26 protein-coding genes and 1 pseudogene are annotated in these 24,745 nt (G+C 69.7%); 15 read left to right on the forward strand and 12 right to left on the reverse strand.

All coding sequences use genetic code 11. The features are described 5' to 3' along the window. The first annotated feature begins 1 nt into the window (after position 1). From EV193_RS31745 to EV193_RS31755, 3 genes are read left to right on the forward strand one after another with little or no spacing between them, the layout of a single operon-like run. The gene (locus tag EV193_RS31745; protein WP_130348663.1) at positions 2–640 is read left to right on the forward strand and encodes a hypothetical protein; all 639 of its coding nucleotides are present in this window, start codon (positions 2–4) and stop codon (positions 638–640) included. Between the two features lie 48 nt (positions 641–688). Further along, on the forward strand, positions 689–1,372 hold the full coding sequence (locus tag EV193_RS31750; RefSeq protein WP_242613816.1) for an HD domain-containing protein: 684 nt from the start codon (positions 689–691) through the stop codon (positions 1,370–1,372). A gap of 25 nt (positions 1,373–1,397) precedes the next feature. Beyond that, on the forward strand, positions 1,398–2,099 hold the full coding sequence (locus tag EV193_RS31755) for a class I SAM-dependent methyltransferase (RefSeq protein WP_207222892.1): 702 nt from the start codon (positions 1,398–1,400) through the stop codon (positions 2,097–2,099). Positions 2,100–2,112: 13 nt separating this feature from the next. Here EV193_RS31755 and EV193_RS31760 read toward each other — a convergent pair whose 3' ends face one another. Together EV193_RS31760 and EV193_RS31765 are read right to left on the reverse strand one after the other, a co-directional pair. Then, a complete protein-coding gene (locus EV193_RS31760; RefSeq protein ID WP_130348664.1) occupies positions 2,113–2,538 on the reverse strand; it encodes a hypothetical protein in 426 nt (141 codons plus the stop codon). 8 nt (positions 2,539–2,546) lie between these two features. Then, a complete protein-coding gene (locus tag EV193_RS31765; protein ID WP_130348665.1) occupies positions 2,547–3,476 on the reverse strand; it encodes a heme o synthase in 930 nt (309 codons plus the stop codon). A 182-nt stretch (positions 3,477–3,658) separates the two neighbouring features. Here EV193_RS31765 and tkt point away from each other — a divergent pair, with 182 nt between their 5' ends. From tkt to EV193_RS31805, 8 genes are read left to right on the forward strand one after another with little or no spacing between them, the layout of a single operon-like run. Continuing rightward, complete coding sequence (gene tkt / locus EV193_RS31770) at positions 3,659–5,776, forward strand: transketolase (RefSeq protein ID WP_423202258.1); 2,118 nt, start codon at positions 3,659–3,661, stop codon at positions 5,774–5,776. Positions 5,777–5,800: 24 nt separating this feature from the next. After that, a complete protein-coding gene (gene tal, locus EV193_RS31775) occupies positions 5,801–6,937 on the forward strand; it encodes a transaldolase (protein ID WP_130348666.1) in 1,137 nt (378 codons plus the stop codon). A 37-nt stretch (positions 6,938–6,974) separates the two neighbouring features. Further along, positions 6,975–8,594 (forward strand): glucose-6-phosphate isomerase, encoded by a 1,620-nt coding sequence (locus EV193_RS31780; protein ID WP_130348667.1) that lies wholly within the window; start codon positions 6,975–6,977, stop codon positions 8,592–8,594. Further along, positions 8,591–10,144, forward strand: coding sequence for a glucose-6-phosphate dehydrogenase (zwf, locus tag EV193_RS31785; RefSeq protein ID WP_130348668.1), 1,554 nt, complete (start codon positions 8,591–8,593; stop codon positions 10,142–10,144). Before EV193_RS31780 ends, zwf begins: the two co-directional genes overlap by 4 nt. Then, complete coding sequence (opcA, locus tag EV193_RS31790) at positions 10,141–11,175, forward strand: glucose-6-phosphate dehydrogenase assembly protein OpcA (protein WP_130348669.1); 1,035 nt, start codon at positions 10,141–10,143, stop codon at positions 11,173–11,175. Before zwf ends, opcA begins: the two co-directional genes overlap by 4 nt. Then, entirely contained in the window at positions 11,172–11,951 is a 780-nt protein-coding gene (gene pgl / locus EV193_RS31795) for a 6-phosphogluconolactonase (protein WP_130348670.1), read from the forward strand. Before opcA ends, pgl begins: the two co-directional genes overlap by 4 nt. Next, a complete protein-coding gene (locus EV193_RS31800) occupies positions 11,948–12,592 on the forward strand; it encodes a hypothetical protein (RefSeq protein ID WP_130348671.1) in 645 nt (214 codons plus the stop codon). Before pgl ends, EV193_RS31800 begins: the two co-directional genes overlap by 4 nt. Beyond that, the gene (locus EV193_RS31805) at positions 12,589–13,512 is read left to right on the forward strand and encodes an MBL fold metallo-hydrolase (protein ID WP_130348672.1); all 924 of its coding nucleotides are present in this window, start codon (positions 12,589–12,591) and stop codon (positions 13,510–13,512) included. Before EV193_RS31800 ends, EV193_RS31805 begins: the two co-directional genes overlap by 4 nt. On the opposite strand, the gene EV193_RS31810 is transcribed toward EV193_RS31805, so the two are convergent. Further along, the gene (locus tag EV193_RS31810) at positions 13,509–14,006 is read right to left on the reverse strand and encodes a hypothetical protein (protein WP_130348673.1); all 498 of its coding nucleotides are present in this window, start codon (positions 14,004–14,006) and stop codon (positions 13,509–13,511) included. The genes EV193_RS31805 and EV193_RS31810 overlap by 4 nt on opposite strands. 64 nt (positions 14,007–14,070) lie before the next feature. Between EV193_RS31810 and EV193_RS31815 the strand changes: the two genes are divergently transcribed. After that, positions 14,071–15,051 carry a helix-turn-helix transcriptional regulator gene (locus EV193_RS31815; protein WP_130348674.1) on the forward strand — a complete coding sequence of 327 codons (981 nt, stop codon included), beginning with the start codon at positions 14,071–14,073 and terminating at the stop codon, positions 15,049–15,051. Here EV193_RS31815 and EV193_RS31820 read toward each other — a convergent pair. From EV193_RS31820 to EV193_RS34355, 3 genes and pseudogenes are all read right to left on the reverse strand, one after another. Next, positions 15,048–15,281 (reverse strand): type II toxin-antitoxin system HicB family antitoxin, encoded by a 234-nt coding sequence (locus EV193_RS31820; protein ID WP_130348675.1) that lies wholly within the window; start codon positions 15,279–15,281, stop codon positions 15,048–15,050. The two genes, EV193_RS31815 and EV193_RS31820, sit on opposite strands and share 4 nt — an antisense overlap. 84 nt (positions 15,282–15,365) lie before the next feature. Then, a complete protein-coding gene (locus EV193_RS34350; protein ID WP_242613824.1) occupies positions 15,366–16,352 on the reverse strand; it encodes a glycerophosphodiester phosphodiesterase family protein in 987 nt (328 codons plus the stop codon). Positions 16,353–16,370: 18 nt separating this feature from the next. Then, positions 16,371–17,423 (reverse strand): annotated as a pseudogene (locus tag EV193_RS34355) (glycerophosphodiester phosphodiesterase family protein); the annotation flags it as partial. A 395-nt stretch (positions 17,424–17,818) separates the two neighbouring features. Between EV193_RS34355 and EV193_RS31830 the strand changes: the two are divergent. Beyond that, positions 17,819–18,958 carry a sensor histidine kinase gene (locus tag EV193_RS31830; protein ID WP_130348677.1) on the forward strand — a complete coding sequence of 380 codons (1,140 nt, stop codon included), beginning with the start codon at positions 17,819–17,821 and terminating at the stop codon, positions 18,956–18,958. Positions 18,959–19,025: 67 nt separating this feature from the next. On the opposite strand, the gene EV193_RS31835 is transcribed toward EV193_RS31830, so the two are convergent. Together EV193_RS31835 and secG are read right to left on the reverse strand one after the other, a co-directional pair. Further along, complete coding sequence (locus tag EV193_RS31835) at positions 19,026–19,367, reverse strand: RNA polymerase-binding protein RbpA (protein WP_130348678.1); 342 nt, start codon at positions 19,365–19,367, stop codon at positions 19,026–19,028. Between the two features lie 81 nt (positions 19,368–19,448). Beyond that, positions 19,449–19,682, reverse strand: coding sequence for a preprotein translocase subunit SecG (secG, locus tag EV193_RS31840; protein WP_130348679.1), 234 nt, complete (start codon positions 19,680–19,682; stop codon positions 19,449–19,451). A 221-nt stretch (positions 19,683–19,903) separates the two neighbouring features. Between secG and EV193_RS31845 the strand changes: the two genes are divergently transcribed. Next, positions 19,904–20,335, forward strand: coding sequence for a hypothetical protein (locus EV193_RS31845; protein WP_130348680.1), 432 nt, complete (start codon positions 19,904–19,906; stop codon positions 20,333–20,335). Positions 20,336–20,341: 6 nt separating this feature from the next. Here EV193_RS31845 and EV193_RS31850 read toward each other — a convergent pair whose 3' ends face one another. Further along, complete coding sequence (locus EV193_RS31850) at positions 20,342–21,199, reverse strand: glycoside hydrolase family 16 protein (protein WP_130348681.1); 858 nt, start codon at positions 21,197–21,199, stop codon at positions 20,342–20,344. A 122-nt stretch (positions 21,200–21,321) separates the two neighbouring features. Here EV193_RS31850 and EV193_RS31855 point away from each other — a divergent pair, with 122 nt between their 5' ends. Next, positions 21,322–21,600, forward strand: coding sequence for a DUF1905 domain-containing protein (locus tag EV193_RS31855; RefSeq protein WP_130348682.1), 279 nt, complete (start codon positions 21,322–21,324; stop codon positions 21,598–21,600). A gap of 55 nt (positions 21,601–21,655) precedes the next feature. On the opposite strand, the gene tpiA is transcribed toward EV193_RS31855, so the two are convergent. Genes tpiA through gap form a run of 3 tightly spaced genes read right to left on the reverse strand, consistent with a single transcriptional unit; the run spans position 21,656 to position 24,650 of the window. Beyond that, a complete protein-coding gene (gene tpiA / locus EV193_RS31860) occupies positions 21,656–22,441 on the reverse strand; it encodes a triose-phosphate isomerase (protein WP_130348683.1) in 786 nt (261 codons plus the stop codon). Further along, entirely contained in the window at positions 22,441–23,646 is a 1,206-nt protein-coding gene (locus EV193_RS31865; RefSeq protein WP_130348684.1) for a phosphoglycerate kinase, read from the reverse strand. Before EV193_RS31865 ends, tpiA begins: the two co-directional genes overlap by 1 nt. Next, positions 23,643–24,650 carry a type I glyceraldehyde-3-phosphate dehydrogenase gene (gene gap, locus EV193_RS31870; RefSeq protein ID WP_130348685.1) on the reverse strand — a complete coding sequence of 336 codons (1,008 nt, stop codon included), beginning with the start codon at positions 24,648–24,650 and terminating at the stop codon, positions 23,643–23,645. The genes EV193_RS31865 and gap overlap by 4 nt, the downstream gene beginning before the upstream one ends. Positions 24,651–24,745: the final 95 nt, after the last annotated feature.

Genomic DNA, 24,745 nt, shown 5'->3' on the forward strand with positions numbered 1-24,745 from the left:
CGTGCCGCCTCCGGCCTGCGTGCTGGCCGACCTCGCCGAACGACTGAGTACCGAAGGACCGACGTTGCCGAGGCAGTGGGGGCTGGCCGGGAAACACTTCCGCGAGTGGGCCGATCAACCGGATCTGCGGGAGAAGCTGCGCGCGTTCCTGATCGGACTGTCGCCGGAGATCTCGACGGCGCTGATCAGCCGATCCCGCGAGACCACCACGCACTACGCCTGGTGCCTGCGGGACCGGTCGAGCGAGCCGTTCTCGTTCTGGCTGCACCAGTACAAACCGCAGCACGACTGGCGGCGCGGCTACGCCGACTCCGTGCACAACCACAGGTACCACTTCTGCACCACGCTGCTGCGCGGCGGCTACACGCACGAGCGCTACCGCGCGGCGATCGATCCGGAGACGCGGTTGATCTCCTCGGTCGAGCTGATCCGCAGCGCGAACTGCACAACGGGCAACTCGGGACACCTGTGGTGCCACGAGTTCCACCGAATCCCGCACGCCGAGGACGGCACCCTCACGTTCCTGGTGAAATCGCGCGCGATGCGGGAGTCGAGCCTGTCCTTCGACCCGGCCACGCGGGCCAGCCAGCGACACGTGCCCGTGGAGTCCCGACTCGACACGCTGGCCAGCGCCCTTTAGCCAGTTACCCTGACCCCACCAGTCCGCCGACGGCTGGAGGGGTTGGAGATGTCTACAGACGCGGCTCAGGTCGCCGTCACACCCGCGGCACGTGCGGTGCCGCGACCGGTGATCGACGGTGTCGCCAGACGGGTGCGGCGGCTGTGCCGCAAGCACGCGGCGAAGCTGCCGTTCCACGGTTGGCACCACGTGGGGTTCGTGCGCGACAAGGCGGCGTACTTCGCCGGTCGCAACGGAGCGGATCCGTCGGTCGCGGAGACCGCCGCGCTGGTGCACGACCTCAACTACATCGTCCGGCGCAACTCCTCGGCGGCGGCCGGCCGCGAGCTGCGCATGCCGCTGCTGGCCAAGGCCGGCGTAGAGGCGCTCGCCGCGGAGTGGATCGACGACGTGGTGGTGGAGGCGGAGATGTGCACCAGAACGCGCGACATCTCGCTGGAGGCGCAGGCGCTGTCCGACGCGGACACGCTGTTCAAGGCGCTGCCGACGACTCCGGTCGTGCTCGCGCACCGGTACCTGGAGGAGAACGGGATCGGCCTGGCCGAGCTGGCCGCGAAGATCGTCGGCGAGCAGGGTACACCGCACGACGACGGGTTCTACTTCTACGACGAGGAGGCCGCGCGGCGCTACGGCCGCTGGGCGACCGCGAACCTGGAGCTGTGGCGGTGCATCCAGGAGTCGCTGGACGACCAGGACGTCGACAACCTGCTCGGCGCGATCCCACGAAGTTGACAACAGTTTTCGATAAGCTCGCGGTGTGACAGTTGCGATCACCACCGCTGAGGCACTCGCGTGGCAGGACTCCTGGGACCTCCAGGCCGAGGCGTACCTCCCCGGCCGGGAGGACGCGTTCACCGTGATGTGCGAGCTCGCCGGGGAACTCCACGCCCGCGCGCCCGGCCCTCCGCGCGTACTGGACCTGGCCGGCGGAACCGGCTCGATCGCCCTGCGAGTGTCCCGCCGTCTGCCGGACGCCGACGTGACACTCGCCGACGTCGACCCCGTGCTGCTGGCCATCGCACGCGCGTCACTGCCCGCCGGCACGCGGATCGCCGAGGCCGACCTGGACAGTCCACAGTGGACAGACGCGCTGCCGCACGACCGGTACGACCTCGTCGGAGTGTCCGCCGCGCTGCACTGCCTGCCGAGCGATCGCCAGCGAGAGGTGTACGCCGAGATCCACTCGGTGCTCGCGCCCGGCGGCCTGCTCTGCCATGCCGATCAGGTCACCGACGCCGAACGACTCCCCGCCGCTCCCCCGGCTCTCACCTGGGCCCAGTGGTGGGCCGAGATCGAGCGGGATCCGGTCCTCGGCGGGCACCCGCGCACCGAGCGCCCCAGCGCGGACGCCTACCAGGAGACCGCGTGGCACCTCGACGCGATCCGCGCCGCGGGCTTCGCCCATGTCGACGTCGTCTGGCGCCACCGCACCAGCGTGATGATCACCGCGACGACCTGACCCGACTACGCGGTCAATGCCAGCCGATCAACCAGAGCATCCGGCACAACGTCACCCGGCCGCGTATCCGGGCCGACAGGTCGGCCGCCTCGTGGTAGGCGGACTGATAAGGCCAATGTCCCGACCCGAGCTTCGGATATCCGCGCTCCCCCGGCGGCAGCACGATCTGATACGGCTGGTGATTCCCAGGGTGGCCCTTCTCCTCAGACGGCGGCCACTCCCGCACCAGGGTCCCGTTGTCCACGACGGCCAGCTTCTCCAGCGCCTGGAGCATGGTGTACCCGGTCGAGATCGCCGCCGTCAGATCGCGCGAGGCCGTGCTCGGCAGGTCAGCGAGGAAGCACCGCGATGGCTGGCCGTGGGCCCAGAAGAACCGAGCCGTCTCGGCGTGATCCACGTCGAACACGCTCGGCGCGCCGCTGGGCCAATCGTCGTGCATGCCGAAGGTCAGAACGGCCAGCCGAGCACGGGCAGCGCCACCACCGCGTCCACCGCCAGCCCGAAGAACACCACCGACAGGTAGCTGTTCGACAGGTGGAAGAACCGCATGGTGTTGGCGTTCTCGCCGCGCTTGATCTTGGCCCGCAGCCGGTGCGCGGCGATCGCGAACCACAGCCCGGCAAGCCCCGCCACCGCCGGGTAGATCCAGCTCGTGACCGGGAACAGCAGCAGCGAGCAGACCACGGTCAGCCAGGTGTAGATGACCATCTGCTTGACGACCTGCTCCAGCGTCGCCACCACGGGCAGCATCGGCACGCCGGCACGCGCGTAGTCGTCCTTGAACTTGATCGCCAGCGCCCAGGTGTGCGGCGGCGTCCAGAAGAACACGATGCCGAACAGGACGAACGCCGGCCAGGCCACCCCACCGGTGATCGCGGACCAGCCGATCACCACCGGCATGCAGCCGGCGGCGCCGCCCCACACGATGTTCTGCGCGGTGCGCCGCTTCAAGATCAGCGTGTACACGAAGATGTAGAACAGGATCGTGGCCACCGCGAAGATCGCGGGCAGCAGGCCGACGGTCATCCACAGGAACGCGAACGCCGCGATTCCGAGCACCACGCCGAAGATCAGCGCGTTGCGCGGCGAGACGTCGTGCCGAGCCAGCGGGCGCGCCTTGGTCCGCTTCATCAGCTTGTCGATGTCGGCGTCCACGTAGCAGTTCAGCGCGTTCGCACTGCCCGCGGCGAGCGTCCCGCCGGCGAGCGTGCACGCGATCTGCCACAGCGGCGGGAATCCGCGCGCGGCGAGCAACATCGCCGGAATCGTGGTGACCAGCAGCAACTCGATGACTCGGGGCTTGGTCAACGCGAAGTAACTGCGCACCACCGCGGCGGGGCGCCGGGGGGCGGACGGTGCTTCGATGGTGAGGCTCACGACGCGACCACCAGGCGTTTCGTGTGCACGGCGCTCCTCGATATCAATTGCCCCACCGCGGGAATGCTAACCGCGCGCGAACACACTCCCCATATCGGGTGCCCTTCTGGGCACCCGACTAGTCTGCAGACGGGCGCGACCTGCCCGACCCCGCCATCGTCTGAAACCGGAGCCTGAGAGCTGTGTCCGTCAACTCGATCGATCAGGCGGAAGTCACCCGCCTGACCACCGCGACCCACCCTGACGACTGGACCGACCTCGACACCAGAGCAGTGGACACGATCCGCGTTCTCGCGGCGGACGCCGTGGAGAACTGCGGCAGCGGTCACCCCGGCACCGCGATGAGCCTCGCGCCCACGGCGTACACGCTGTTCCAGCGCGTCATGCGGCACGACCCGGCGGACGCCGAGTGGCCGGCCCGCGACCGGTTCATTCTCTCGTGCGGTCACTCCAGCCTCACCCTGTACATCCAGCTGTTCCTGGCCGGCTACGGCCTGGAGGTCGAGGACCTCAAGCAGCTGCGCAAGTGGGACTCCAAGACGCCGGGCCACCCGGAGTACCGGCACACCACGGGCGTGGAGACCACGACCGGCCCGCTCGGCCAGGGCCTGGCCAACGCGGTCGGCATGGCGATGGCCGCCCGGCGCGAGCGCGGCCTGCTGGACCCGGACGCCGCTCCCGGTGAGTCGATCTTCGACCACCACGTCTACGTGCTCGCCTCCGACGGCGACATCGAGGAAGGCGTCACCTCCGAGGCGTCGTCCATCGCCGGCCGCCAGGAGCTCGGCAACCTCGTGGTGATCTACGACGACAACAAGATCTCCATCGAGGACGACACGAACATCGCGCTGTCCGAGGACACCGCCAAGCGCTACGAGTCCTACGGCTGGCACGTGCAGGTCGTGGACGGCGGCGAGGACGTCGTCGCGCTGACCGAGGCGATCGAGAACGCCAAGGCGGAGACCACCAAGCCGTCGTTCATCCTGCTGCGCACGGTGATCGGCTACCCGGCGCCGAACAAGATGAACACCGGTGCCGCGCACGGCGCGAAGCTGGGCACCGACGAGGTCGCCGCGGTGAAGAAGGCGCTGGACTTCGACCCGGAGCAGACCTTCCAGGTGGACGACGAGGTGCTGGCGCACACCCGCCAGGCCGTCGACCGCGGCAAGACCGCCCGTGCCGAGTGGCAGGCCAAGTTCGACGAGTGGGCCGCGGCCAACCCGGAGCGCAAGGCGCTGGCGGACCGGCTGTCCACCCGCGCGCTGCCGGCCGGCTGGGCGGACGCGCTGCCGTCCTGGGACGCCGACGAGAAGGGCATGGCCACCCGCAAGGCCTCCGGCGCGGTGCTGAACGCGATCGGCGACGCACTGCCCGAGCTGTGGGGCGGCTCGGCCGACCTCGCCGAGAGCAACAACACGATCATCAAGAACGCCGAGTCGTTCGGGCCGGAGTCCTCCTCCACCGGGATGTTCAAGGCCAACCCGTACGGCCGGAACCTGCACTTCGGTGTCCGCGAACACGCCATGGGCTCGATCCTGAACGGGATCGCGCTGCACGGCGGCACCCGCCCGTACGGCGCCACATTCCTGATCTTCAGCGACTACATGCGCCCGGCCGTGCGCCTGGCCGCGCTGATGAAGGCGCCGGTGATCTACGTGTGGACGCACGACTCGATCGGCCTCGGCGAGGACGGCCCGACGCACCAGCCGATCGAGCAGCTGTCCACGCTGCGCGCGATCCCGGGTCTGAACGTGGTGCGCCCCGCGGACGCCAACGAGACGGCGGTCGCGTGGAAGGCGGTGCTGGAGGACATCCACGCGCCGTCCGGCCTGTGCCTCACCCGGCAGAACGTGCCGGTGTTGGAGGGCTCGAAGGAGAAGGCGCCCGAGGGTGTTGCCCGCGGCGGCTACGTGCTCGCCGACTTCGGTGACACCAACGACGACCACGTGGTGCTGATCGGCACCGGCTCCGAGGTCCAGCTCGCCGTCGAGGCGGCGAAAACCCTTGCCCAGCAAGGGATCGCGGCCCGTGTGGTGTCGATGCCGTGTGTCGAGTGGTTCGACGCGCAGGACCAGGAGTACAAGGACAGCGTGATCCCGCCGTCGGTCAAGGCGCGGGTGGCCGTGGAGGCCGGCATCGCCCAGTCCTGGTACCGGTTCGTCGGCGACGCCGGCGAGATCGTGGGCATCGAGCACTTCGGCGCCTCGGCCGACTTCCAGACGCTGTACCGCGAGTTCGGCATCACCGCCGAGGCCGTCGTGGACGCGGCGAAGCGGTCCGTCGCGAACACCAAAGCCTGAAACCGTTGAGGGGAGCGAAAACCAGTGACTGAAACTGCCTCAAGTGCCGGCAGGCACGACCGACTCAAGGCACTGTCCGACGCGGGCGTGTCCATCTGGCTGGACGACCTGTCCCGGGAGCGGCTGAACTCGGGCAACCTGGCCGAGCTGGTGCGGGACAAGAGCGTCGTCGGCGTGACCACGAACCCGACGATCTTCGCCAACGCGCTGGCCGACGGTGAGGCCTACGACGAGCAGGTGCGCGAGCTGGCCGCGCGGGGCGCCGACCTGGACGCCACCGTGCGCGAGCTGACCACCACCGACGTGCGCAACGCGTGCGACCTGTTCCGCGGCACCTGGGAGTCCACCGACGGTGTGGACGGCCGGGTGTCCATCGAGGTCGACCCGCGGCTGGCCAACCAGACCGACCCGACCGTGGCCGAGGCGCTCGACCTGTGGAAGACCGTCGACCGCCCGAACCTGCTGGTGAAGATCCCGGCCACCAAGGAGGGCCTGCCGGCGATCACCCGCACGCTCGCCGAGGGTGTCAGCGTGAACGTGACGCTGATCTTCTCGGTGGAGCGCTACCGCGAGGTGATGGAGGCTTACCTGTCCGGTCTGGAGAAGGCCAAGGAGAACGGCCACCAGCTCGCCCAGATCGAGTCGGTGGCGTCGTTCTTCGTGTCCCGTGTGGACACCGAGGTGGACAAGCGGCTGGACGCGATCGGCACCGACGACGCGAAGGCGTTGCGCGGCAAGGCGGCCGTGGCCAACGCGCGGCTGGCGTACGCGGCGTTCCAGGAGGTCTTCTCCGGTGAGCGCTGGGACGCGCTGGCCGCCGCCGGTGCGCGCGCGCAGCGTCCGCTGTGGGCGTCCACCGGCACGAAGAACCCGGACTACTCCGACACGCTGTACGTCGACGATCTCGTCGTCGCCGACACGGTGAACACGATGCCGGAGAAGACCCTGCACGCCTATGCCGATCACGGCGGCGAGCCCGCCGACCGGGTGACCGACACCGGTCCGCAGGCCAAGGGGATCTTCGAGGCGCTCACCACGGTCGGCATCGACGTCGACGACGTGTACGACGTGCTCGAGCGCGAGGGCGTGGAGAAGTTCGAGAAGTCGTGGCTCGAGCTTCTCGATACAGTTCGTGGTCAGCTGGACAAGGCCTCCAACTGATCTTCGTAGACCACCGGACGAGAGGGTCGCTCCGACGATGGCAGACCAACCCGAACAGCTCGCGGTAACGCTTGTAGATCAGCGACTGGCCGGGGAGGCGGCACCATTCGCGGAGCGGCTCGTCTCCGACCGGGTCGCCTCCAAGCTCACGTCCCAGGACCCCACGCTGTGGGGCCCGGACGCCGAGCCGGAATCGGCGATCCGCTTGTCGTGGACCACGCTGCACGACACGTCCCGCCCACTGTTGGCGGAGATCGAGGCGCTGCGCGCGGAACTGCAGGCCGACGGCGTGGACCGCGTTGTGCTCGCCGGCATGGGCGGCTCGTCGCTCGCGCCGGAGGTGATCACCAGCACGGCGGGCGTGCCGCTGACCGTGCTGGACACCACCGATCCCGGGCAGGTGGCCGACGCGCTCGCCGGCGACCTGGACAGCACGGTGCTGGTGGTGTCGTCCAAGTCGGGCTCCACGGTGGAGACCGACAGCCACCGGCGGATCTTCGAGAAAGCCTTCACCGCCAACGGAATCGACGCCGCGTCGCGCATCGTGGTGGTGACCGACCCCGGCTCCCCGCTGGAGTCGGCGTCGCTGGACGCCGGCTACCGCAAGGTGTTCACCGCGGACCCGAACGTCGGCGGGCGCTACTCGGCGCTCACCGCGTTCGGCCTCGTGCCGTCCGGGCTGGCCGGCGCCGACGTCGGCGCGCTGCTGGACGACGCGGCCGCCGCGTCCAAGGTGCTTTCCCTTGACAGCGAAGAGAATCCGGGCCTGCGGCTGGGTGCCGCGCTCGGCGCGGCGCACGCCCGCGGCGCGGAGAAGGTGGTCTTCGCCGACACCGGTTCCGGGATCACGGGCTTCGGCGACTGGGCCGAACAGCTCATCGCCGAGTCCACCGGGAAGAACGGCACCGGGCTGCTGCCGGTCGTCGCGGAGAGCCCCGACTCCCCCGGGTTCGCCGACGCCGGCACCGACGCCACGACTGTCGCGATCGGACCGTCGGCCACCGCGGCGATCGCGGTCACCGGCCCGCTCGGCGCGCAGTTCCTGCTCTGGGAGTACGCGACCGTGGTGGCCGGGCGGCTGCTCGGCATCAACCCGTTCGACCAGCCGGACGTGGAAGCGGCGAAGAAGGCCTCCCGCGCGCTGCTGGACAACCCGGACGCCGCGAACGCCGGCGAACCGTCCTTTGTGGACGGTCCGGTGGAGGTGTACGGCGTCCCGGGTACCGCCGGCCCGAGCACGCTCGCCGAGACGCTGCGGCAGTTCCTGGCGCTGGTCCCGGACGCCGGGTATATCAGCGTGCAGGCCTATCTTGACCGGCTGGACGACGCGTCGGCGATCCTGCTACGCACCGAGCTGGCCCGGCGCACCGGCACCCAGACCACGTTCGGCTGGGGCCCGCGCTTCCTGCACTCGACCGGCCAGTACCACAAGGGCGGCCACCAGAACGGCGTGTTCCTGCAGCTCACCGGCGCGGTCGAGAACGATCTCGAGGTGCCGGACCGCCCGTACACGCTGGGTGTGCTGCAGCGGGCGCAGGCACTCGGCGACGGGCAGGTGCTCGCCGAGCGCGGCCGCCCGGTGCTGCGCCTGCACCTCACCGACCGCGCCGCCGGCCTCGCCCACGTCGTCCGCGCACTCGAGGGGATTGGACATTGACCGCCACTTCCGCGCCACGCAGTTGGCGCAACCCGCTGCGGGACGAGCGGGACAAGCGGCTCCCGAGGATCGCCGGCCCGTGCGGCCTGGTGATCTTCGGCGTGACCGGTGACCTGTCCCGCAAGAAGCTGATGCCCGCGATCTACGACCTGGCCAACCGCGGCCTGCTGCCGCCGGGCTTCTCGCTGGTCGGGTTCGCCCGCCGGGACTGGGCCGACCAGGACTTCGGCCAGGTCGTCTACGACGCGGTGAAACAGCACGCGCGCACGCCGTTCCGCCAGGCCGTGTGGGATCGCCTCGCCGAGGGGATCAGGTTCGTGCAGGGCAGCTTCGACGACGACGCCGCGTTCGACCAGTTGGCCGCGACCGTCTCGGCCCTCGACCAGGAGCGCGGCACCGGCGGCAACCACGCGTTCTACCTGTCGATCCCACCGGGCGCGTTTCCCGTTGTGTGCCAACAGCTCCGGCGCTCCGGGCTGGCTGAGCCTCCCGGCGACAAAGACGGCCACTGGCGGCGCGTGGTGATCGAGAAGCCGTTCGGTCACGATCTGAAAAGCGCCCAGCAGCTCAACAAGATCGTCAACAACGTCTTCCCCGAGGAGTCGGTGTTCCGCATCGACCACTACCTCGGCAAGGAGACCGTGCAGAACATTCTGGCGCTGCGCTTCGCGAACCAGCTGTTCGAGCCGATCTGGAATGCCAACTACGTCGACCACGTGCAGATCACCATGGCCGAGGACATCGGCCTCGGCGGTCGCGCCGGCTACTACGACGGCATCGGCGCTGCCCGCGACGTGATCCAGAACCACCTGCTGCAACTGCTCGCGCTCACCGCGATGGAGGAGCCGGTCTCCTTCCACCCGAACGAGTTGCGCACCGAGAAGATCAAGGTGCTCTCGGCGACCAAGCCGGTCACGCCGTTCGCCGAGACCACCGCGCGCGGCCAGTACGCCGGCGGCTGGCAGGGCGGCCAGAAGGTGCCCGGTCTGCTGCAGGAGGAGGGCTTCTCGAAGGATTCGGTCACCGAGACCTTCGCCGCGATCACGCTCGAGGTGAACACCCGCCGCTGGGCCGGCGTGCCGTTCTACCTGCGCACCGGCAAGCGGCTCGGTCGCCGCGTCACCGAGATCGCCGTGGTGTTCAAGCGCGCGCCGCACCTGCCGTTCGACGACACCGCCACCGAGGAGCTCGGCCAGAACGCGCTCGTGGTGCGGGTGCAGCCGGACGAGGGCGTGACGATGCGGTTCGGCTCGAAGGTGCCCGGCTCGACCATGGAGGTGCGCGACGTCTCCATGGACTTCGGCTACGGGCACTCGTTCACCGAGTCCTCGCCGGAGGCCTACGAGCGGCTGATCCTGGACGTGCTGCTCGGCGAGCCGTCGCTGTTCCCGGTGAACTCCGAGGTCGAGCTGTCCTGGGAGATTCTCGACCCGGTGCTCAAGTACTGGCGGCAGACGGGCAAGCCCGAGTCGTACTCGGCGGGCACCTGGGGACCGGACTCGGCGGCCAACATGCTCGCCCGCACCGGAAGGCACTGGAGGCGGCCTTGATCATCGATCTCCCGGCGACCACCACGTCACAGGTCAACGCGAAGCTCGTGGACCTGCGCGAGAAGGGTGGCGCGGTAACCCTCGGCCGAGTGCTCACGCTGGTGATCGTCACCGACGACGGCGAGCGCACCGAGGAGGCCATCGAGGCGGCCAACGACGCCAGCCGCGAGCACCCGTGCCGCGTGATCGTGGTGGCGCGCGGCGCGAAGAAGGCGGCGGCCCGGCTGGACGCGCAGATCAGGGTCGGCGGTGACGCGGGCGCAAGTGAGGTCGTCGTGCTGCGGCTGTACGGCCCGCTGGCCGACGAGGGCGCGAGCTGTGTCGTGCCGCTGCTGCTGCCGGACGCGCCGCTGGTGGCGTGGTGGCCGTTCGAGGCACCGGCCAACCCCTCGCAGGACCCGATCGGCCAACTCGCCCAGCGGCGGATCACCGACTCGGCCGCCGAGCGCGTCCCCGCCAAGGCGTTGACCGTCCGCGCGAAGCACTACGCCGACGGTGACACCGACCTGGCCTGGACCCGGCTCACCCTCTGGCGGGCGGTGCTGGCGGCGGCGATGGACCTGCCACCGTTCGAGAAGGTCACCGAGGCGACGGTGACCGGCGCGGGCGACTCGCCGTCCACCGAGCTGCTCGCCGCCTGGCTCGCCACCTGTCTCAAGGCGCCGGTGAAGCGGGTCAAGGCGGCCGACGGCCAGGGCATCGTGGCGGTCGAGTTGAAGCGCCGCTCCGGCTCGGTCGAGCTGCACCGGCCGGACACCAAAGTCGGCACGCTCACCCAGCCCGGCCAGCCGTCCCGGCGGGTAGCGCTGCAGCGCCGGTCGATCCGCGACTGCCTCACCGAGGAACTACGCCGGCTCGACCCGGACGAGATCTACGAGAACGCGTTGAAGGGGCTGGACAAGATCGTCCGAGGGCGCGCGGGTACGAAGACGGCCGCGGCGCGCAAGGCACCGGCCAAGAAGAGCACCACCAAGACCACCGCGACGAAGAAGCCCGCGGCAAAGGCGAAGCCCCCGAAGCCCCAGTCATGAGCACGCCCCAGACGGTCGTCTACGCCAACCCGGAGCTGCTGGCCGCGGCCACCGCGGCACGGCTGATCACGCGCCTGGTCGACGCGCAGGCGGCACGCGGGCGCGCGTCGCTGGTGCTGACCGGCGGGCGCACCGGCACCGCCGTTCTCGAGCAGGTGCGGGCCACGCCGGCTCGGGACGCGGTCGACTGGACGGCGATCGACCTGTACTGGGGCGACGAGCGGTTCCTGCCCGCCGGTGACCCGGAGCGCAACGAAACCCAAGCGCGCCAAGCACTTCTGGACCACGTTCCGGTGCCGCCGGAGCGGGTGCACGCGATGGCGCCGCCGAACGGCGAGTTCGGCGACGACCCGGACGCGGTGGCCGCCGCGTACGCCGACGAGCTTGCCCGCGCGACCCGGCCGGAGGACCACGGACCGGTGCCGGTGTTCGACGTGTGCCTGCTCGGTGTCGGCGAGGAGGGGCACACCGCGTCGGTCTTCCCGTCCTCTCCCGCGGTGTACGAGACCGATCGCACCGTGGTCGCCGTGCGCAACTGCCCGAAGCCGCCGCCGACCCGGATCTCCCTGACGCTGCCGGCGATCCGGCACTCCGCCGAGGTGTGGCTGATGACCACCGGCGGCTCGAAGGCCGCCGCCGTGTCGATGGCCCTGGGCGGTGCCGGCGAGATCCAACTCCCCGCGGCCGGCGCGATCGGACAGCGGCGCACGCTGTGGCTACTGGACAAGCAGGCCGCGGCGAAAGTGCCCGGAGTGTTCAGCCCTCCGCTCGCATGAGCGCCGGGGTGTCGGTCGCGGTCCGGGGCGCGACCAACGGATTCCGCCGCCAGGTGCGCGCCAGCGGCACGAGCCCGGCCGTCACCTACGCCGTCACCGGCTGCGGTCTTGTGCTGGCGATCGGCGCGCTGGTGTTGATCGTGCTCGCGTGGACCACCGACGCGCCGTTCCTGGTGAGCCGGTTCCACGACTCCGATGACGGACCCGCGCCGATGGGGCTGCGGGTCGGCCTCACGGTCGTGCTGGGCGGATTCCTGGCGCTGTTCGCCGTGGCGTTCATGAGCGGCGCGCGAAAGCCGCGCCTCGCACTCGATGACAACGGCGTCTGGCTGACCAAGGGCAAGCGGAGCGGGCCGGGTCTGCCGTGGAGTGACATCACGGCCGTCACCGTCGCCACCACACAGGACGCCACGACCGTTCCCGCCGAGACGGCCACCGTTCCGCTGGTGGAGGTGTTCCCGGCCAAGGGCGTGCACGAGCGCGGGCAACTCGCCACGGCGTTCGAGGTCAACGCGCCGTCGCCGGGGCACGGCCTGCGCGGCAAGCGATTCGTGTTCCAGGTGGCGGGCACACCGGAGGAGCTGGCCGCGTTCGGCGCGGCCGCGGATCGCCTGTCCCCCAAGGAATCCCGCGAACCATGACCTCCCGCGTGCGGCACGTCGCCGAGCTGATCGACTACCTCGCCAAGAGGCGGCGGTACGAGCGCGAGGACGCCGATGCGTTGCGGCACTTGGAATCGGTACCGCTGGAGCTGCCGGCCGGGCTGACCGTGGACTGGCTCGGAGTCGCCGGATACCGGTTCACGTACCAGGATCACACGCTGTTCGTGGACCCGTTCGTGTCCCGCGTGCCACTGTCCGCCCTGCTGCGCCGGCGCACCGCGCTGCCCGATCCGGCGCGGGTGGCCGCCGTCGAGGCGCCCGGCACGACGGTCGGCATCCTGATCGGTCACGGGCACTGGGACCACGCGCTCGACGCGCCGGCGCTCGCCCGCCGGCTCGGCTGTCGCGTGTACGGCTCGCGGTCGGTGGAGAACCTGATGCGGCTGCACGGTCTGGACGACAGCGCGGTGGAGGTGGAGCCGTACCACCGCTACGAACTCGGCCCGTTCACCGTGTCGTTCACCCCGAGCACGCACTCCAAGCTGGTGCTCGGGCAGCGGATCCCGTTCGACGGCGACACGAGCTGCGACACGCTCGCGGAGCTGACACCCCAGGCCTACCGGTGCGGGCAGACCTGGGGCATCACGATCACGGTCGGCGATTTCACGATCTATCACCAGGGCAGCGCGGATCTGATCGACGACGCGGTGCGCGAGCACGACGTGGACCTGTTCCTCGCGGGCGTGGCCGGGCGCTCCTACACGCCGGACTACTGGCAGCGGGTCCTGTCGCTGCTGCGCCCGAAGGTGGTGGTCCCGACGCACTACGACGACTTCTTCGTCTCCGTCGACGACCCGATGGCCTTCACCACGCTGACCCGGCTGGCGAACGTGCCGGACGAGCTGCACGCGGTCAGCCGCGATCTCGGCATCGCCGCGCTGCCTCGGGTGACGCGTTAGTCGATCCGGCTGGATTCCATGATCCAGTTGTCTGCCCACGTCTCGCCGCCGTCGTGGGAGAACGCCTGCACCCACAGCAGCGAGTCGTTGCTGCGCACGGTCCACCGGAAGCGGACCTTGATCGGACGGCCGGCCAGTTCGTCGTCGCAGAGGAAGTCACCGCGACCGTCGACCAGCGTGCCCACCACGGGCGGGTCGAGCCTGCCGGGGAGCCGGGTGGACGCCCACCAGATCTTCCAGTGGCCCGTCTCCGGTTCGAACAGCCGCATCGACATCCCTTGGTAGGAGCCGATTCCGGGGTAGTCGTCGGTGACGAAGGTGTCCACGTTGCCCAGGCCGCCGAGCGTCTGCCACGCGGTGGACACGGCGTCGAACTCCACCCACTCGGTGCAGTCCGGGTCGAGTACGTCGCGAAGCTTGCGGTTGCGGATGTGCCAGCGGCCGGGCAGGAAGTCGAACGCGTGCCGGCCGTCGGTGAGTGTCTCGATGCTCATGGCGGGAACGCTATGACGGCATCACTGACACCTTCTGTCAGTGATGCCGGGCAGAATTCACCGCGTGCGCGCGAGCCGGCTGGTGTCCCTGCTGCTGTTGCTGCAGACGCGCGGGCGGATGACCGCGGCCGAGCTGGCCGACGAGTTGGAGGTCTCGGTGCGCACGGTGTACCGGGACGTCGAGTCGCTGCACGCCGCCGGGGTGCCGCTCTACGGTGACGCCGGGCCGGCCGGCGGGTACCAGCTGCTGGAGGGGTACCGCACCCGATTGACCGGGCTGACCCGGCCGGAGGCGGAGGCCTTGTTCCTGGCCGGGCTGCCGGGGCCGGCCGCCGAGCTGGGCCTCGGCTCGGTGGTCGCCGCCGCGCAGCTCAAGCTCGCCGCCGCACTGCCGCCCGAACTGCGCGACCACGCCGAGCGCGTCGCCGGCCGGTTCCACCTGGACACGTCCGGCTGGTACCGCGAGCCGGACGACACGACGCACCTGGCCGCGGTGGCGGACGCCGTGTGGCGGCAGCACCGGGTCGAGGTGGGCTATCACCGCTGGACCGAGCCGCGGGAGGTCACCCGCACGCTGTCGCCGTACGGTCTCGTGGTCAAGTCCGGCACCTGGTACCTGATCGCGCACAACGGCCGAGGGCTGTCCACCTACCGGGTGTCGGCGATCCGCTCGGTCCACGCGCTCGCCGAACCGTTCGACCGGCCGGCGGACTTCGATCTCGCCGGGCACTGGCGGTCCACAGTGGACGAATTCGAGCGGCGCCAGCAGTACCAGGGCAAGGCGGTCGTCCTGCTTTCCGCTGCCGGGCGCGCCCGCGTGCCGGGCAACCTCCCCGCCGTGATGGCCAGGGCGGTGGCGGACACCGCCACGCCCGCCGACCGTCCACAGTGGATCCGTGCGGTGATCCCGATCGAGTCGATCCCGCACGCCGCCACCGAACTACTGCGACTCGGCGCGGAGATCGAAGTGCTGGAGCCGCCCGAACTGCGCCAGCACCTCACCGACACCATCGCAGAACTCGCGCGGATGTACCGACCCCGCTAAGCCGCCACCACAACAACCTCGGCGCCGACCACGTCGGGTTCCGGCACCGGATCGCCCGCTTCGCGCAGCCCTTCGAGGTGGAACGCCACCGCCTCGCGCATCAAGGTCGCGCACTCGTCATAGGTCGACGCGGCGGCGACAACACCAGGCAGACTCGGCGAGTACGAGCTGAACCCGCCCGCCTCGTCGCCGTAGACAAGGATCGCGTACCCGGGCACCGTCGCCTCCATTCGAACTCGACTGGCGGCAGTCGGCTTCACAGTCGTCACTGGTACAACGAGATCAGAGGTGAACCACTCGACCGTGTGATTTCGTTAGCGGAGACCGTTTCGTCGGGCGACGGCGATCAGGCGATCGGGGTCGTCGGAGATGATCCCGTCGACGCCGAGGTCGATCACCCGCTGCATCGTGGCCTCGTCGTTGACCGTGTAGGGCACCACCTTCAGCCCGTGCTTCTGTTGCAGCGAACCGGTTTCCGGGCCGTGGAAGTACGCGGGGTCGGTGCGCAGGTACCAGTCCGGCGACGGCGCCTTCACCTGCCGGGGGTCGTGCACCTGCCAGTTCGCCGAGACCGTGCCGGCACCGGCCGAGCGGACCAGCCGGCCCAGGTCCCGGTGCTTCCACCAGTCCAACCCGCCGGTCCACGGGCTGCGCACCGACGGGTCGTCGTACACGGCTCGCAGGGAGCACTCGTCTTCCAGGGTGCGGCACTCGTCCGGCCCGTACTGCCACACCAGCGCCACCGTGTCGATCCTCGGGTGCAGCCGGCGTGCCAGCATGATCGTCCGCCAGTCGAAGGACTGGATCGTGGCCCGCTCGGCGAACCCGGCGTGAGCGATCGCGGACACCAGCCGCCCGGTGAACTCCTGGTACGGCGCGGTGTCGTCGACCAGTGGGCTGATCTTGGTCTCGATGTTCAGCCGCACGTCGGTTCGCCCGCTCGCGCGCACGATGTCGAACACCTCGGCCAGCGTCGGAATCCGCTCCCCCGGCGCCGGCTGCTGGTTCGGGAACTCAGGCAGCGTCTTGGAGCCGCAGTCCACGGTCTTCACCTGCACCAGCGTCAGCTCACGGACGCGCTTGCCCACGTACGGGAACTCCGGATCACCCGGCCGCGCCGGCCCGGTGTCCACGCAGTGCGACCCGTTGACCGTGCGGTCGTGGCTCACCACGAGCACGCCGTCCTCGGTCACACCGGTGTCCAGCTCCAGCGTCGACACGTCCGCGTTGGCCAGCGCGTACCGGAACGCGGCGAGCGTGTTCTCCGGGCGCACCGCACGGGCACCCCGGTGACCCTGCACGTCGAACGGCGACGCGGAGGCCCGCGGCAGCCGGTACCCACGCGAGTCGAGCAGCGCGCGCAGCCGGTCCGGGTAGTCGGTGATCAGCCCGTCCACGCCGTCGTCGATCAGCTTGCTCATCGTCGGCACGTCGTTGACCGTCCACGGGATCACCGCGATCCGGTTGCGGTGCGCGTGCTCGACCATCTCGCGTGTCACGTACGGGCGGTAGTCCGGATCGGTGACCGAGCCGCCCTGCGGGAAGCCGTGCACCGGCGAGAACGCGGTCGCGCCGAACGACTTCACCGCGGCGATCGGGTCGCCGCCGAAGTCGTCGATGTCGATCCCGCCGAGCCACGGCGAGGCACCCGGCTGCCCGGTCTGCAGGAAGTCGTAGTTGGTCAGCGCGACCACCGGCAGCCTCGGTGCCACCTCGCGCATCCGCGTCAGCGCGCCCCAGTCGAAGCTCTGGATGCTGACCCGGCGCTCGAAACCGGCCGCGCGGATCTCGGCCGCGGTGACCTGGACGAACTGCTCACGCGGCGCGGTCTGGTCCGGCGCGCCCGCCTCCACCTTGGTCTCGATGTTCAGCTTCACGTCGTCCGCGCGGTAGCGCTTCACCAGATCGAACACCTCGGCCAGGCGCGGCATCCGCGATCCGGGCGAGATCACCTGGCCCGGCTTGTCGGGCAGCGCCTTCGACCCGCAGTCCAGTGTCTTGACCTGGGCCAGCGTCAGCGTCTTGACGAACTTGCCGACGTAAGGGAACTCCGGGTCGCCGGACGTCGGGGGCGCGGTGTCCACGCACTTGCGCCCGTCGACCTTGCGATCGTGCGTCACGACGGCCTGGCCGTCCTCGGTGATCTGCACGTCCAGTTCGAGGGTGGACACACCGAGACGCAACGCGTTGCCGAACGAGCTCAGCGTGCTCTCCGACCGCAGCCCCAACCCGCCGCGGTGCGCCTGCAGGTCGAACTCGCGGTGCCGTGCCGGCTCGGCGTTCGTGTTGGGCGCCACCACGATGACAGCCGTGGCGGCCAGCGTCGCCAACAGCCCGGCGCCGACGGCGCGCCACATCCCTCGTCTGCTCATGAGCCGGATCGTGGCACCCGTAGGCGGCCGTGTCATGGACAACGAGTGACATTCGTCCCTAGGGTCACCCCATCGAGAGGTAATACGTGTGCGAATGCACACAGTTTTGTAACTTCGCGTCCCATATGAGCGACATCCATGTCTTCTCTCACAAGAGCACTACAGCGCGACTCTGTTGGAAAGGCCTGCACATGCCACAGCAACAGCAGCAGCCGGTCCAGACGAGCAACTGGCGAGGCCGTTTTCGGGACCACGTCCCCCACCAGCGGGGCGTCCACCGACGGCGGTCGACCCACGAAACCAGTGTCAACGGGTCTACCCCCGTTGAGCCTGCCGACGCAGGAGGTTCCGCCCTGGTCGCCCACAGCTTCACCCCGACGACGTTCCGCCCGGCAATGGCCACCCGCGACCGGCGGTCGCTGTCCCTCGCCAAGGTGATGGACGTCGCGCGCCGGCATCCGTTGGTGATGGACGCCGTGGCCCTCCTCGTCGCCGTGGCGGACGTGTGGCTCGTGATCCCGTCGAAGGCGACGACGTACTCGGTCTGGCTGTCCGGGATCGCGTGCGCCGCGATGCTCATCCGCCGGCGCTTCCCGTTCATCGCCGTGCTGATCACGATCCCCGGGTATCTCGCCGGCTGGGCCGCGCTCGCCGCGGTGATCGCACTGGGCACGCTCGCGCGGCGAAAGCTCCTCGGCTGGCAGACCATGGTGGGCGCCGCGCTGGTGTTCATGGCGAAGTACGTGCTCTGGCCGTTGCCCGACTTCTTCGCAATCGGCTGGCGCGAGCACATCCTGCGGGTGATCTACGGGATCATCTTCGCGGCCATGCCGGTCGCCGTTGGTCTGCTCGCACACGCGCGGCAGGAGCTGTCCGACCGGATCACCGAGCTCGCCGCGAGCCGCGAACGGGAGAACCGCCTGCACGCCGAGGCGATCAGGGGCGCGGAACGGGCGCGGCTGGCCAGGGAGATGCACGACGTGGTGTCACACCAGGTCACGCTGATCGCCATGCAGGCAGGCGCGCTGCAGGTCACCCGCAATCCGGACGAGTCGCGCGAGGTGGCGCAAACCATCCGCGACCTGAGTTCGCGCACACTGGTCGAGCTGCGTGAACTCGTCGGGGTGCTGCGATCCGGAAGCTACGACGACGCGGCACAGCCCGGCCTGGAAGAGGTGGGCGAACTGATTCGCGAGGCGGACGTGCCGATCAAGCTGGCCGTCGACACCGCGACCGAACAGCTGCCGCCGCCGGTCTCCCGCGCCGCCTACCGCACCATCCAGGAAGCGCTCACCAACGTGCGCAAGCACGCCTCGGGAGCGCCGGCCACCGTGCGCGTCCACACCGAGGGCGACGCGTTGACCGTCGAGGTGCACAACGGCCCGTCGGCCGACCACGCGTGCACGCTGCCGTCCGGAGGCCACGGCCTCATGGGGCTCCGAGAGCGCGCCGGCCTGCTTGGTGGCACCTTCCACGCCGGACCGACCCGCGAAGGCGGATTCCGAGTCCGCGCCCGCTACCCACTCGCGGTCTGACGACGAACAGAGACGAATGGATGAGCGGGCTCGTGACGAGCCCGCTCATCCATGTCTCAAGCGATGATTATAGCTCGCGACGAGCGCGCAACTTCTCGAGCGCCTCGGCCAGAATCGCCTCGCCGTCCTCGTCGGAGCGACGCTCCTTCACGTAGGCGAGATGCGTCTTGTACGGCTCGTTGCGCGGCGCGGCAGGTGGGGCCTGCTCGTCACGCCCGCCGGGCAGCCCGCAGCGTGGGCAGTCCCACGACTCCGGTTCCTCGGCGTCCAGGGCGAACGACGGCTTCGATTCGTGGCCGTTCGCACACCAGTAGGACACACGGCGCCTGGGCGCCGACTCTCCGCGCTCCGACTCCCCCATCGGACCGGCACCTACACGGGTGCCGCGAATCGCGTTACCACCAGCCATTGGGATCCTCGCAAACCGTACCTGTGTGATACCTCTGCGGCGGCGCAGTCACGCCAGCCTCCCCACCCCGGTGCGACAAGCTCAGGCGACCTTCATCAGCAGGCCGAGCCCGACGATGCAGATCGTCCACACCGCCCCGACGAACAGCGTGAGGCGGTCGAGGTTCTTTTCCGCCACGCTGGAGCCGGACAGGCTGGACTGCATTCCGCCACCGAACAGCGACGAGAGACCGCCGCCCTTGGCGCGGTGCAGCAGCACCAACAGCACCAGCAACAGGCTGGTGATTACCAGAAGAATCTGAAGGAACAGCTGCATCTCATCCTCGCTGTCGCACGACCGGGCTACAGGTTACCTGGTGACCCGCCCGCTACTTCAACCAGTGCCACGGCGAGTCACCAGGTGGACGCACGAACGTGCTCGGCCGGTGTACTCGACGGCCGGTTCACACCTCGGGGTGTTCCCCGGACGGGTTGATCACGTGCTCCTGAGAGTGACGCCCGTTGCCCGACACGAGTGCCACGGCGGATCGTCGAATCATGCGGACCACAACGAAATCCCTGGTGAGTGCACTGTTCGCGGCGCTGCTGACGATCGGCCTGTTCGCCGCCTCCGCCCAGGCCACCAGCAGGCCAGACACCCGTGCTCCCGAGATCACGGTGACCTCGGGCAAGCTGGTCAAGGGCGGTGCCGCGGTCAAGCTCACCGGCACCTACCAGTGCAACGGGGCCACGTTCGACCTGCTGGCCGACGTCGACCAGGCCGGGCACGCCAAAGGCAAGGCCAAGGTCAAGGGCCTGTCCTGCGACAAGGGCGCGACCGGCAAGAAGAAGTTCACGGTGACCGTCGCCGCCGACACGCACCGCGGATTGTTCATCTCCGCGGGCGCCTGGATCTACATCGGCCTGTGCCACCCCGGCACCCTCACGGTGTGGGCCAGCGTGAACCTCTCCGTGCACCTGCGTCCCTGACACCCGTTACGAGTAGACCCGCACGTAGTCGACGAGCATCTGCTGCGGGAACTGGGTGCTGCCGTCCGGATCGCCCGGCCAGTTCCCGCCGACCGCCACATTGAGGATCATGAAGAACGGGTGGTCGAACACCCACGGGTTGCCGTTGGTGTCGGCGGGCCGCTTGGTCTGATACGCGTTGCCGTCCACCGACCAGGTGATCGCATCGGGCGCCCAGTCCACGGCGAAGGTGTGGAAGTCGTCGGCGAACGCCCAGCCGTTGGGGTGCGGGTACGTGCCGGTCAGCCCGCCGCCACCGGAGTAGCCGGGCCCGTGCAGCGTGCCGTGCACCAGGTGTGGCTCGCGCCCGATGTTCTCCATGATGTCCAGCTCGCCGCAGCCCGGCCAGCCCACACTGCCGAAGTTGTCGCCGAGCATCCAGAACGCCGGCCAGATGCCCTGACCGCGCGGGATCTTGATGCGCGCCTCGAACCGGCCGTACGCCTGGGTGAACGTGCCGGAGGTGAGCAGTCGCGCGGAGCTGTACTGGCAGGTGCCGTACCAGCACTGGCGCCCGCCCGCGTCGTCGTTCCTGGCGGTGATCACCAGGTTGCCGCCGCCGTCGAGCGCGGAGTTGGCGCGGGTGTCGGTGTAGAACTGCCGCTCGTTGTTGCCCCAGCCCTGCCCGCCGGTGTCGTGCCGCCACTTGCCGGGATCCGGCGCGGCGCCCGACGGCCCGTCGAACTCGTCGGCCCAGGCGAGCGCCCTGGCCTGGGGCCCAGCGGGCTCTGCGCCCGGTTCCGCCGCGGCCGGCACGGCGATCGACACGGTGACGAGAGCTGCTGCCGCGAGACCGATCAGCCTGCGCGTGTGCTTCCCCGACATGAGACACCTCCAGTGTGGTCTGGACCACACTGATTGTTGCGAACCTAAACAAACTCCGTCAAGCGACGATTCGGGTGTATTCGGGCGGTCCCACTGTCGACACCACACCGACGGAGGTAGCCATGACCCCGCAACCGCTGGACCACACGTTCACCGCACCGATCGAGAAGGACGGCTCGTTCGCGACCTACGTGACCGTCCCCGAGTCGGCCGAGCTGCTCGGCACGCGGCGGGCGGTCAAGGTCACCGGCACGATCGACGGCCACCCGTTCGCGGCCACCCTCATGCCGTCCGGCACGGGACCGCACTGGCTGCCGATCCGCGCCGCGCTGTGCAAGGCGATCGGCAAGAGCCGGGCCGGCGAGCAGGTGAGCTTCCGCCTCGAACAGCGGCTCACCTGAAACGACCGCGGTCCCCGGCCCTGACCAGGACCGGGGACCGCGATAGTTCGAATCGTCAGATCAGCGGGCCGCCCGCGGCGAGCGCGCACAGCTTCGTGAACTCGTTCGAGTCCAGGCTCGCGCCGCCGACCAGCGCGCCGTCCACATCGGACTGCTCCACCAGATCGGAGATGTTGCCCGACTTCACCGAGCCGCCGTAGAGGACGCGCACCTCGTCGGACACCGCCACGCCGTACTTCTCGTACAGCGCGGCACGCAGCGCCTTGCAGACCTCCTGCGCGTCGGCCGGCGTGGCCACCCGCCCGGTGCCAATCGCCCACACCGGCTCGTAGGCGATCACGACCTGCGCCACCTGCTCGGCCTTGAGCCCCTTGAGACCGGCGATCAACTGGTCCACGCAGTGCTGAACGTGGGTGCCCTGCTCGCGCACCTCGATCTTCTCGCCGAGGCACATGATCGGGGTGATGCCGTGCTTGAGCGCAGCGCGCACCTTCTTGTTGACCAGCTCGTCGTCCTCGGCGTGGTACTCACGCCGCTCGGAGTGGCCGACGGTGACGAACGAGCAGCCGAGCTTGGCCAGCATCGGGCCGGACACGTCGCCGGTGTAGGCGCCCGACTCGTGTGCCGACAGGTCCTGCGCACCGTAGGTCAGGTTCAGCTTGTCGCCGTCCACGAGCGTCTGGACGCTGCGGATGTCGGTGAACGGCGGGAGCACCGTGACGTCCACCTTGCCGTAGTACTTCTCCGGCAGCGTGAACGCGATCTTCTGCACCAGCGCGATGGCCTCGAGGTGGTTGAGGTTCATCTTCCAGTTGCCGGCGATCAGTGGCTTGCGTGCCATCAGGCGCTCTCCTCCAGTACCGCCACGCCGGGCAACTCCTTGCCCTCCAAGAACTCCAGCGACGCGCCGCCGCCGGTGGAGATGTGCGAGAAGCGGTCCTCGCCGATGTCCAGCGCACGCACGGCAGCGGCCGAATCGCCGCCGCCGACCACGCTGAACGCGTCCGAGCCGGCGATCGCCTCGGCCACTCCCCTGGTGCCCTCGGCGAACGGCGCCATCTCGAACACGCCCATCGGCCCGTTCCAGAACACCGTCTTCGCGCCGGCCAGCACCTCGGAATACCGCTCCACCGAGATCGGGCCGATGTCCAGGCCCTTCCACTCCTCGGGAATGTCGGCGACCAGCACCGTGCGGACGTTCGCCTGCTCGGAGAAGTCGTCGGCGATCACGACGTCGGCCGGCAGCACGATCTTGTCGCCGGCGTCGGCCAGCAGCCGCTTGCAGGTGTCGATCATGTCGCCCTCGAGCAGCGAGTCACCGACGCCGAGCCCCTGCGCGGCGAGGAACGTGAAGCACATGCCGCCGCCGACCAACAGCGCGTCCACCTTGGGCAGCAGCGACTCGATCACCGCGAGCTTGTCCGACACCTTCGAACCGCCGAGCGCCACCACGTACGGGCGCGCCGGGTCGCCGGTGAGCTTGCGCAGCACCTCGACCTCACTGAGCACCAGGCCCCCGGCGTACGCGGGGAGCTTGGTCGCGACGTCGTAGACGGAAGCCTGCTTGCGGTGCACGACGCCGAATCCGTCGGACACGAACGCGCCGCCGTCCCCGACGAGCGCGGCGTACTCCGCGGCCAGCGCCTCCCGCTCGGCGGCGTCCTTGCTCGTCTCACGCGGGTCGAACCGCACGTTCTCCAGCAGCGCCGCCCCACCGACCGGCAAACCGTCCACAGTGGACTTGGCCGACTCGCCGACCACGTCGGACGCCAACGGCACGTCGATCCCGATCAGCGCCGACAAGCACTCGGCGACCGGCGCGAGGGAGAACGCCGGATCGGGCTTTCCCTTGGGGCGCCCCAGATGCGCGGCCACCACGACGCGCGCGCCGGCCGAGCCGAGACGCTGGATCGTGGGCAGCGCGGCGCGTACCCGGCCGTCGTCGGTGATCGTCGTGCCGTCCAGCGGGACGTTCAGGTCGGCGCGCACGAGCACCCGCCGACCCTCGACGCCCTCCGCGATCAGGTCGTCGAGCGTCCGCGTCATGAGAGCTTCGAACCCACGAGCGTGACCAGGTCGGCGAGGCGGTTGGAGTAGCCCCACTCGTTGTCGTACCAGCCGTAGACCTTCACCTGGTTGTCGATGACCTTGGTGATCGGCGCGTCGTAGATGCACGACGCCGGGTCGGTCACGATGTCGCCGGACACGATCGGCTCGGTGCTGTAGCGCAGGATGCCCTTGAGCGGGCCGTCGGCGGCGGTCTTGTACGCCTCGTTCACCTCGTCCACGGTGACCGTCTTGGCGAGGTCCACGGTCAGGTCGGTGATCGAGCCGGTCGGCACCGGGACGCGCAGCGAGTAGCCGTCGAGCTTGCCGTTCAGCTCCGGCAGCACCAGGCCGATGGCCTTCGCGGCGCCCGTGGAGGTCGGCACGACGTTCAGCGCGGCGGCCCGGGCGCGGCGCAGGTCCTTGTGCGGGCCGTCCTGCAGGTTCTGGTCCTGCGTGTAGGCGTGGATCGTGGTCATCAGGCCCTTTTCGATGGTGAAGGCATCGTGCAGGACCTTCGCCAGCGGGGCCAGGCAGTTCGTGGTGCAGGACGCGTTGGAGATGATCGTCTGCGAGCCGTCGTAGAGGTGCTCGTTGGCGCCGATGACCACGGTGAGGTCCTCACCCTTGGCCGGCGCGGAGATGATCACCTTCTTGGCGCCGCCCTCGTCGACGTGCTTGCGCGCGTCGTCGGCCTTGGTGAAGAAGCCGGTCGACTCGACCACCACGTCCACGCCGAGGTCGGCCCAGGGCAGCTTGCCCGGGTCGCGCTCGGCCAGCGCCTTGATCGTCTTGCCGTCGACCTGGATACCCTCGTCGGTGGTCGTGATCTCCTGCGGCAGGCGGCCGAGCACGCTGTCGTACTTCAACAGGTGCGCCATGGTGGCCACGTCACCGAGGTCGTTGAAAGCCACGATCTCGATGTCCTGCCCGCCGGCCTGGACCGCGCGCCAGAAGTTACGACCGATGCGACCGAAGCCGTTGACGCCTACCCGAACCGTCACCGCTGAATCTCCTCGTGCTCGACCCCGCGGGCGCGCGGGGAGGGCCTGCATTCGCCTGCACCCTATCGGCCCACCCCGGGTAACCGGTGACGAGC

Source organism: Herbihabitans rhizosphaerae, assembly GCF_004216555.1.
GTDB lineage: Bacteria > Actinomycetota > Actinomycetes > Mycobacteriales > Pseudonocardiaceae > Herbihabitans > Herbihabitans rhizosphaerae.

What these genes read in the sequence shown, in the direction of transcription:
- tpiA (WP_130348683.1), bottom strand. Translation starts at nt 22,441, where the DNA reads ATGGCACGCAAGCCACTGATCGCCGGCAACTGGAAGATGAACCTCAAC.
- EV193_RS31850 (WP_130348681.1), bottom strand. Translation starts at nt 21,199, where the DNA reads ATGTCGGGGAAGCACACGCGCAGGCTGATCGGTCTCGCGGCAGCAGCT.
- EV193_RS31835 (WP_130348678.1), bottom strand. Translation starts at nt 19,367, where the DNA reads ATGGCTGGTGGTAACGCGATTCGCGGCACCCGTGTAGGTGCCGGTCCG.
- EV193_RS31845 (WP_130348680.1), top strand. Translation starts at nt 19,904, where the DNA reads ATGCGGACCACAACGAAATCCCTGGTGAGTGCACTGTTCGCGGCGCTG.
- EV193_RS31805 (WP_130348672.1), top strand. Translation starts at nt 12,589, where the DNA reads ATGACCTCCCGCGTGCGGCACGTCGCCGAGCTGATCGACTACCTCGCC.
- EV193_RS31810 (WP_130348673.1), bottom strand. Translation starts at nt 14,006, where the DNA reads ATGAGCATCGAGACACTCACCGACGGCCGGCACGCGTTCGACTTCCTG.
- EV193_RS31750 (WP_242613816.1), top strand. Translation starts at nt 689, where the DNA reads ATGTCTACAGACGCGGCTCAGGTCGCCGTCACACCCGCGGCACGTGCG.
- EV193_RS31800 (WP_130348671.1), top strand. Translation starts at nt 11,948, where the DNA reads ATGAGCGCCGGGGTGTCGGTCGCGGTCCGGGGCGCGACCAACGGATTC.
- pgl (WP_130348670.1), top strand. Translation starts at nt 11,172, where the DNA reads ATGAGCACGCCCCAGACGGTCGTCTACGCCAACCCGGAGCTGCTGGCC.
- EV193_RS31865 (WP_130348684.1), bottom strand. Translation starts at nt 23,646, where the DNA reads ATGACGCGGACGCTCGACGACCTGATCGCGGAGGGCGTCGAGGGTCGG.
- EV193_RS31820 (WP_130348675.1), bottom strand. Translation starts at nt 15,281, where the DNA reads ATGGAGGCGACGGTGCCCGGGTACGCGATCCTTGTCTACGGCGACGAG.
- EV193_RS31830 (WP_130348677.1), top strand. Translation starts at nt 17,819, where the DNA reads ATGGCCACCCGCGACCGGCGGTCGCTGTCCCTCGCCAAGGTGATGGAC.
- EV193_RS31855 (WP_130348682.1), top strand. Translation starts at nt 21,322, where the DNA reads ATGACCCCGCAACCGCTGGACCACACGTTCACCGCACCGATCGAGAAG.
- secG (WP_130348679.1), bottom strand. Translation starts at nt 19,682, where the DNA reads ATGCAGCTGTTCCTTCAGATTCTTCTGGTAATCACCAGCCTGTTGCTG.
- EV193_RS31760 (WP_130348664.1), bottom strand. Translation starts at nt 2,538, where the DNA reads ATGCACGACGATTGGCCCAGCGGCGCGCCGAGCGTGTTCGACGTGGAT.
- EV193_RS31780 (WP_130348667.1), top strand. Translation starts at nt 6,975, where the DNA reads ATGGCAGACCAACCCGAACAGCTCGCGGTAACGCTTGTAGATCAGCGA.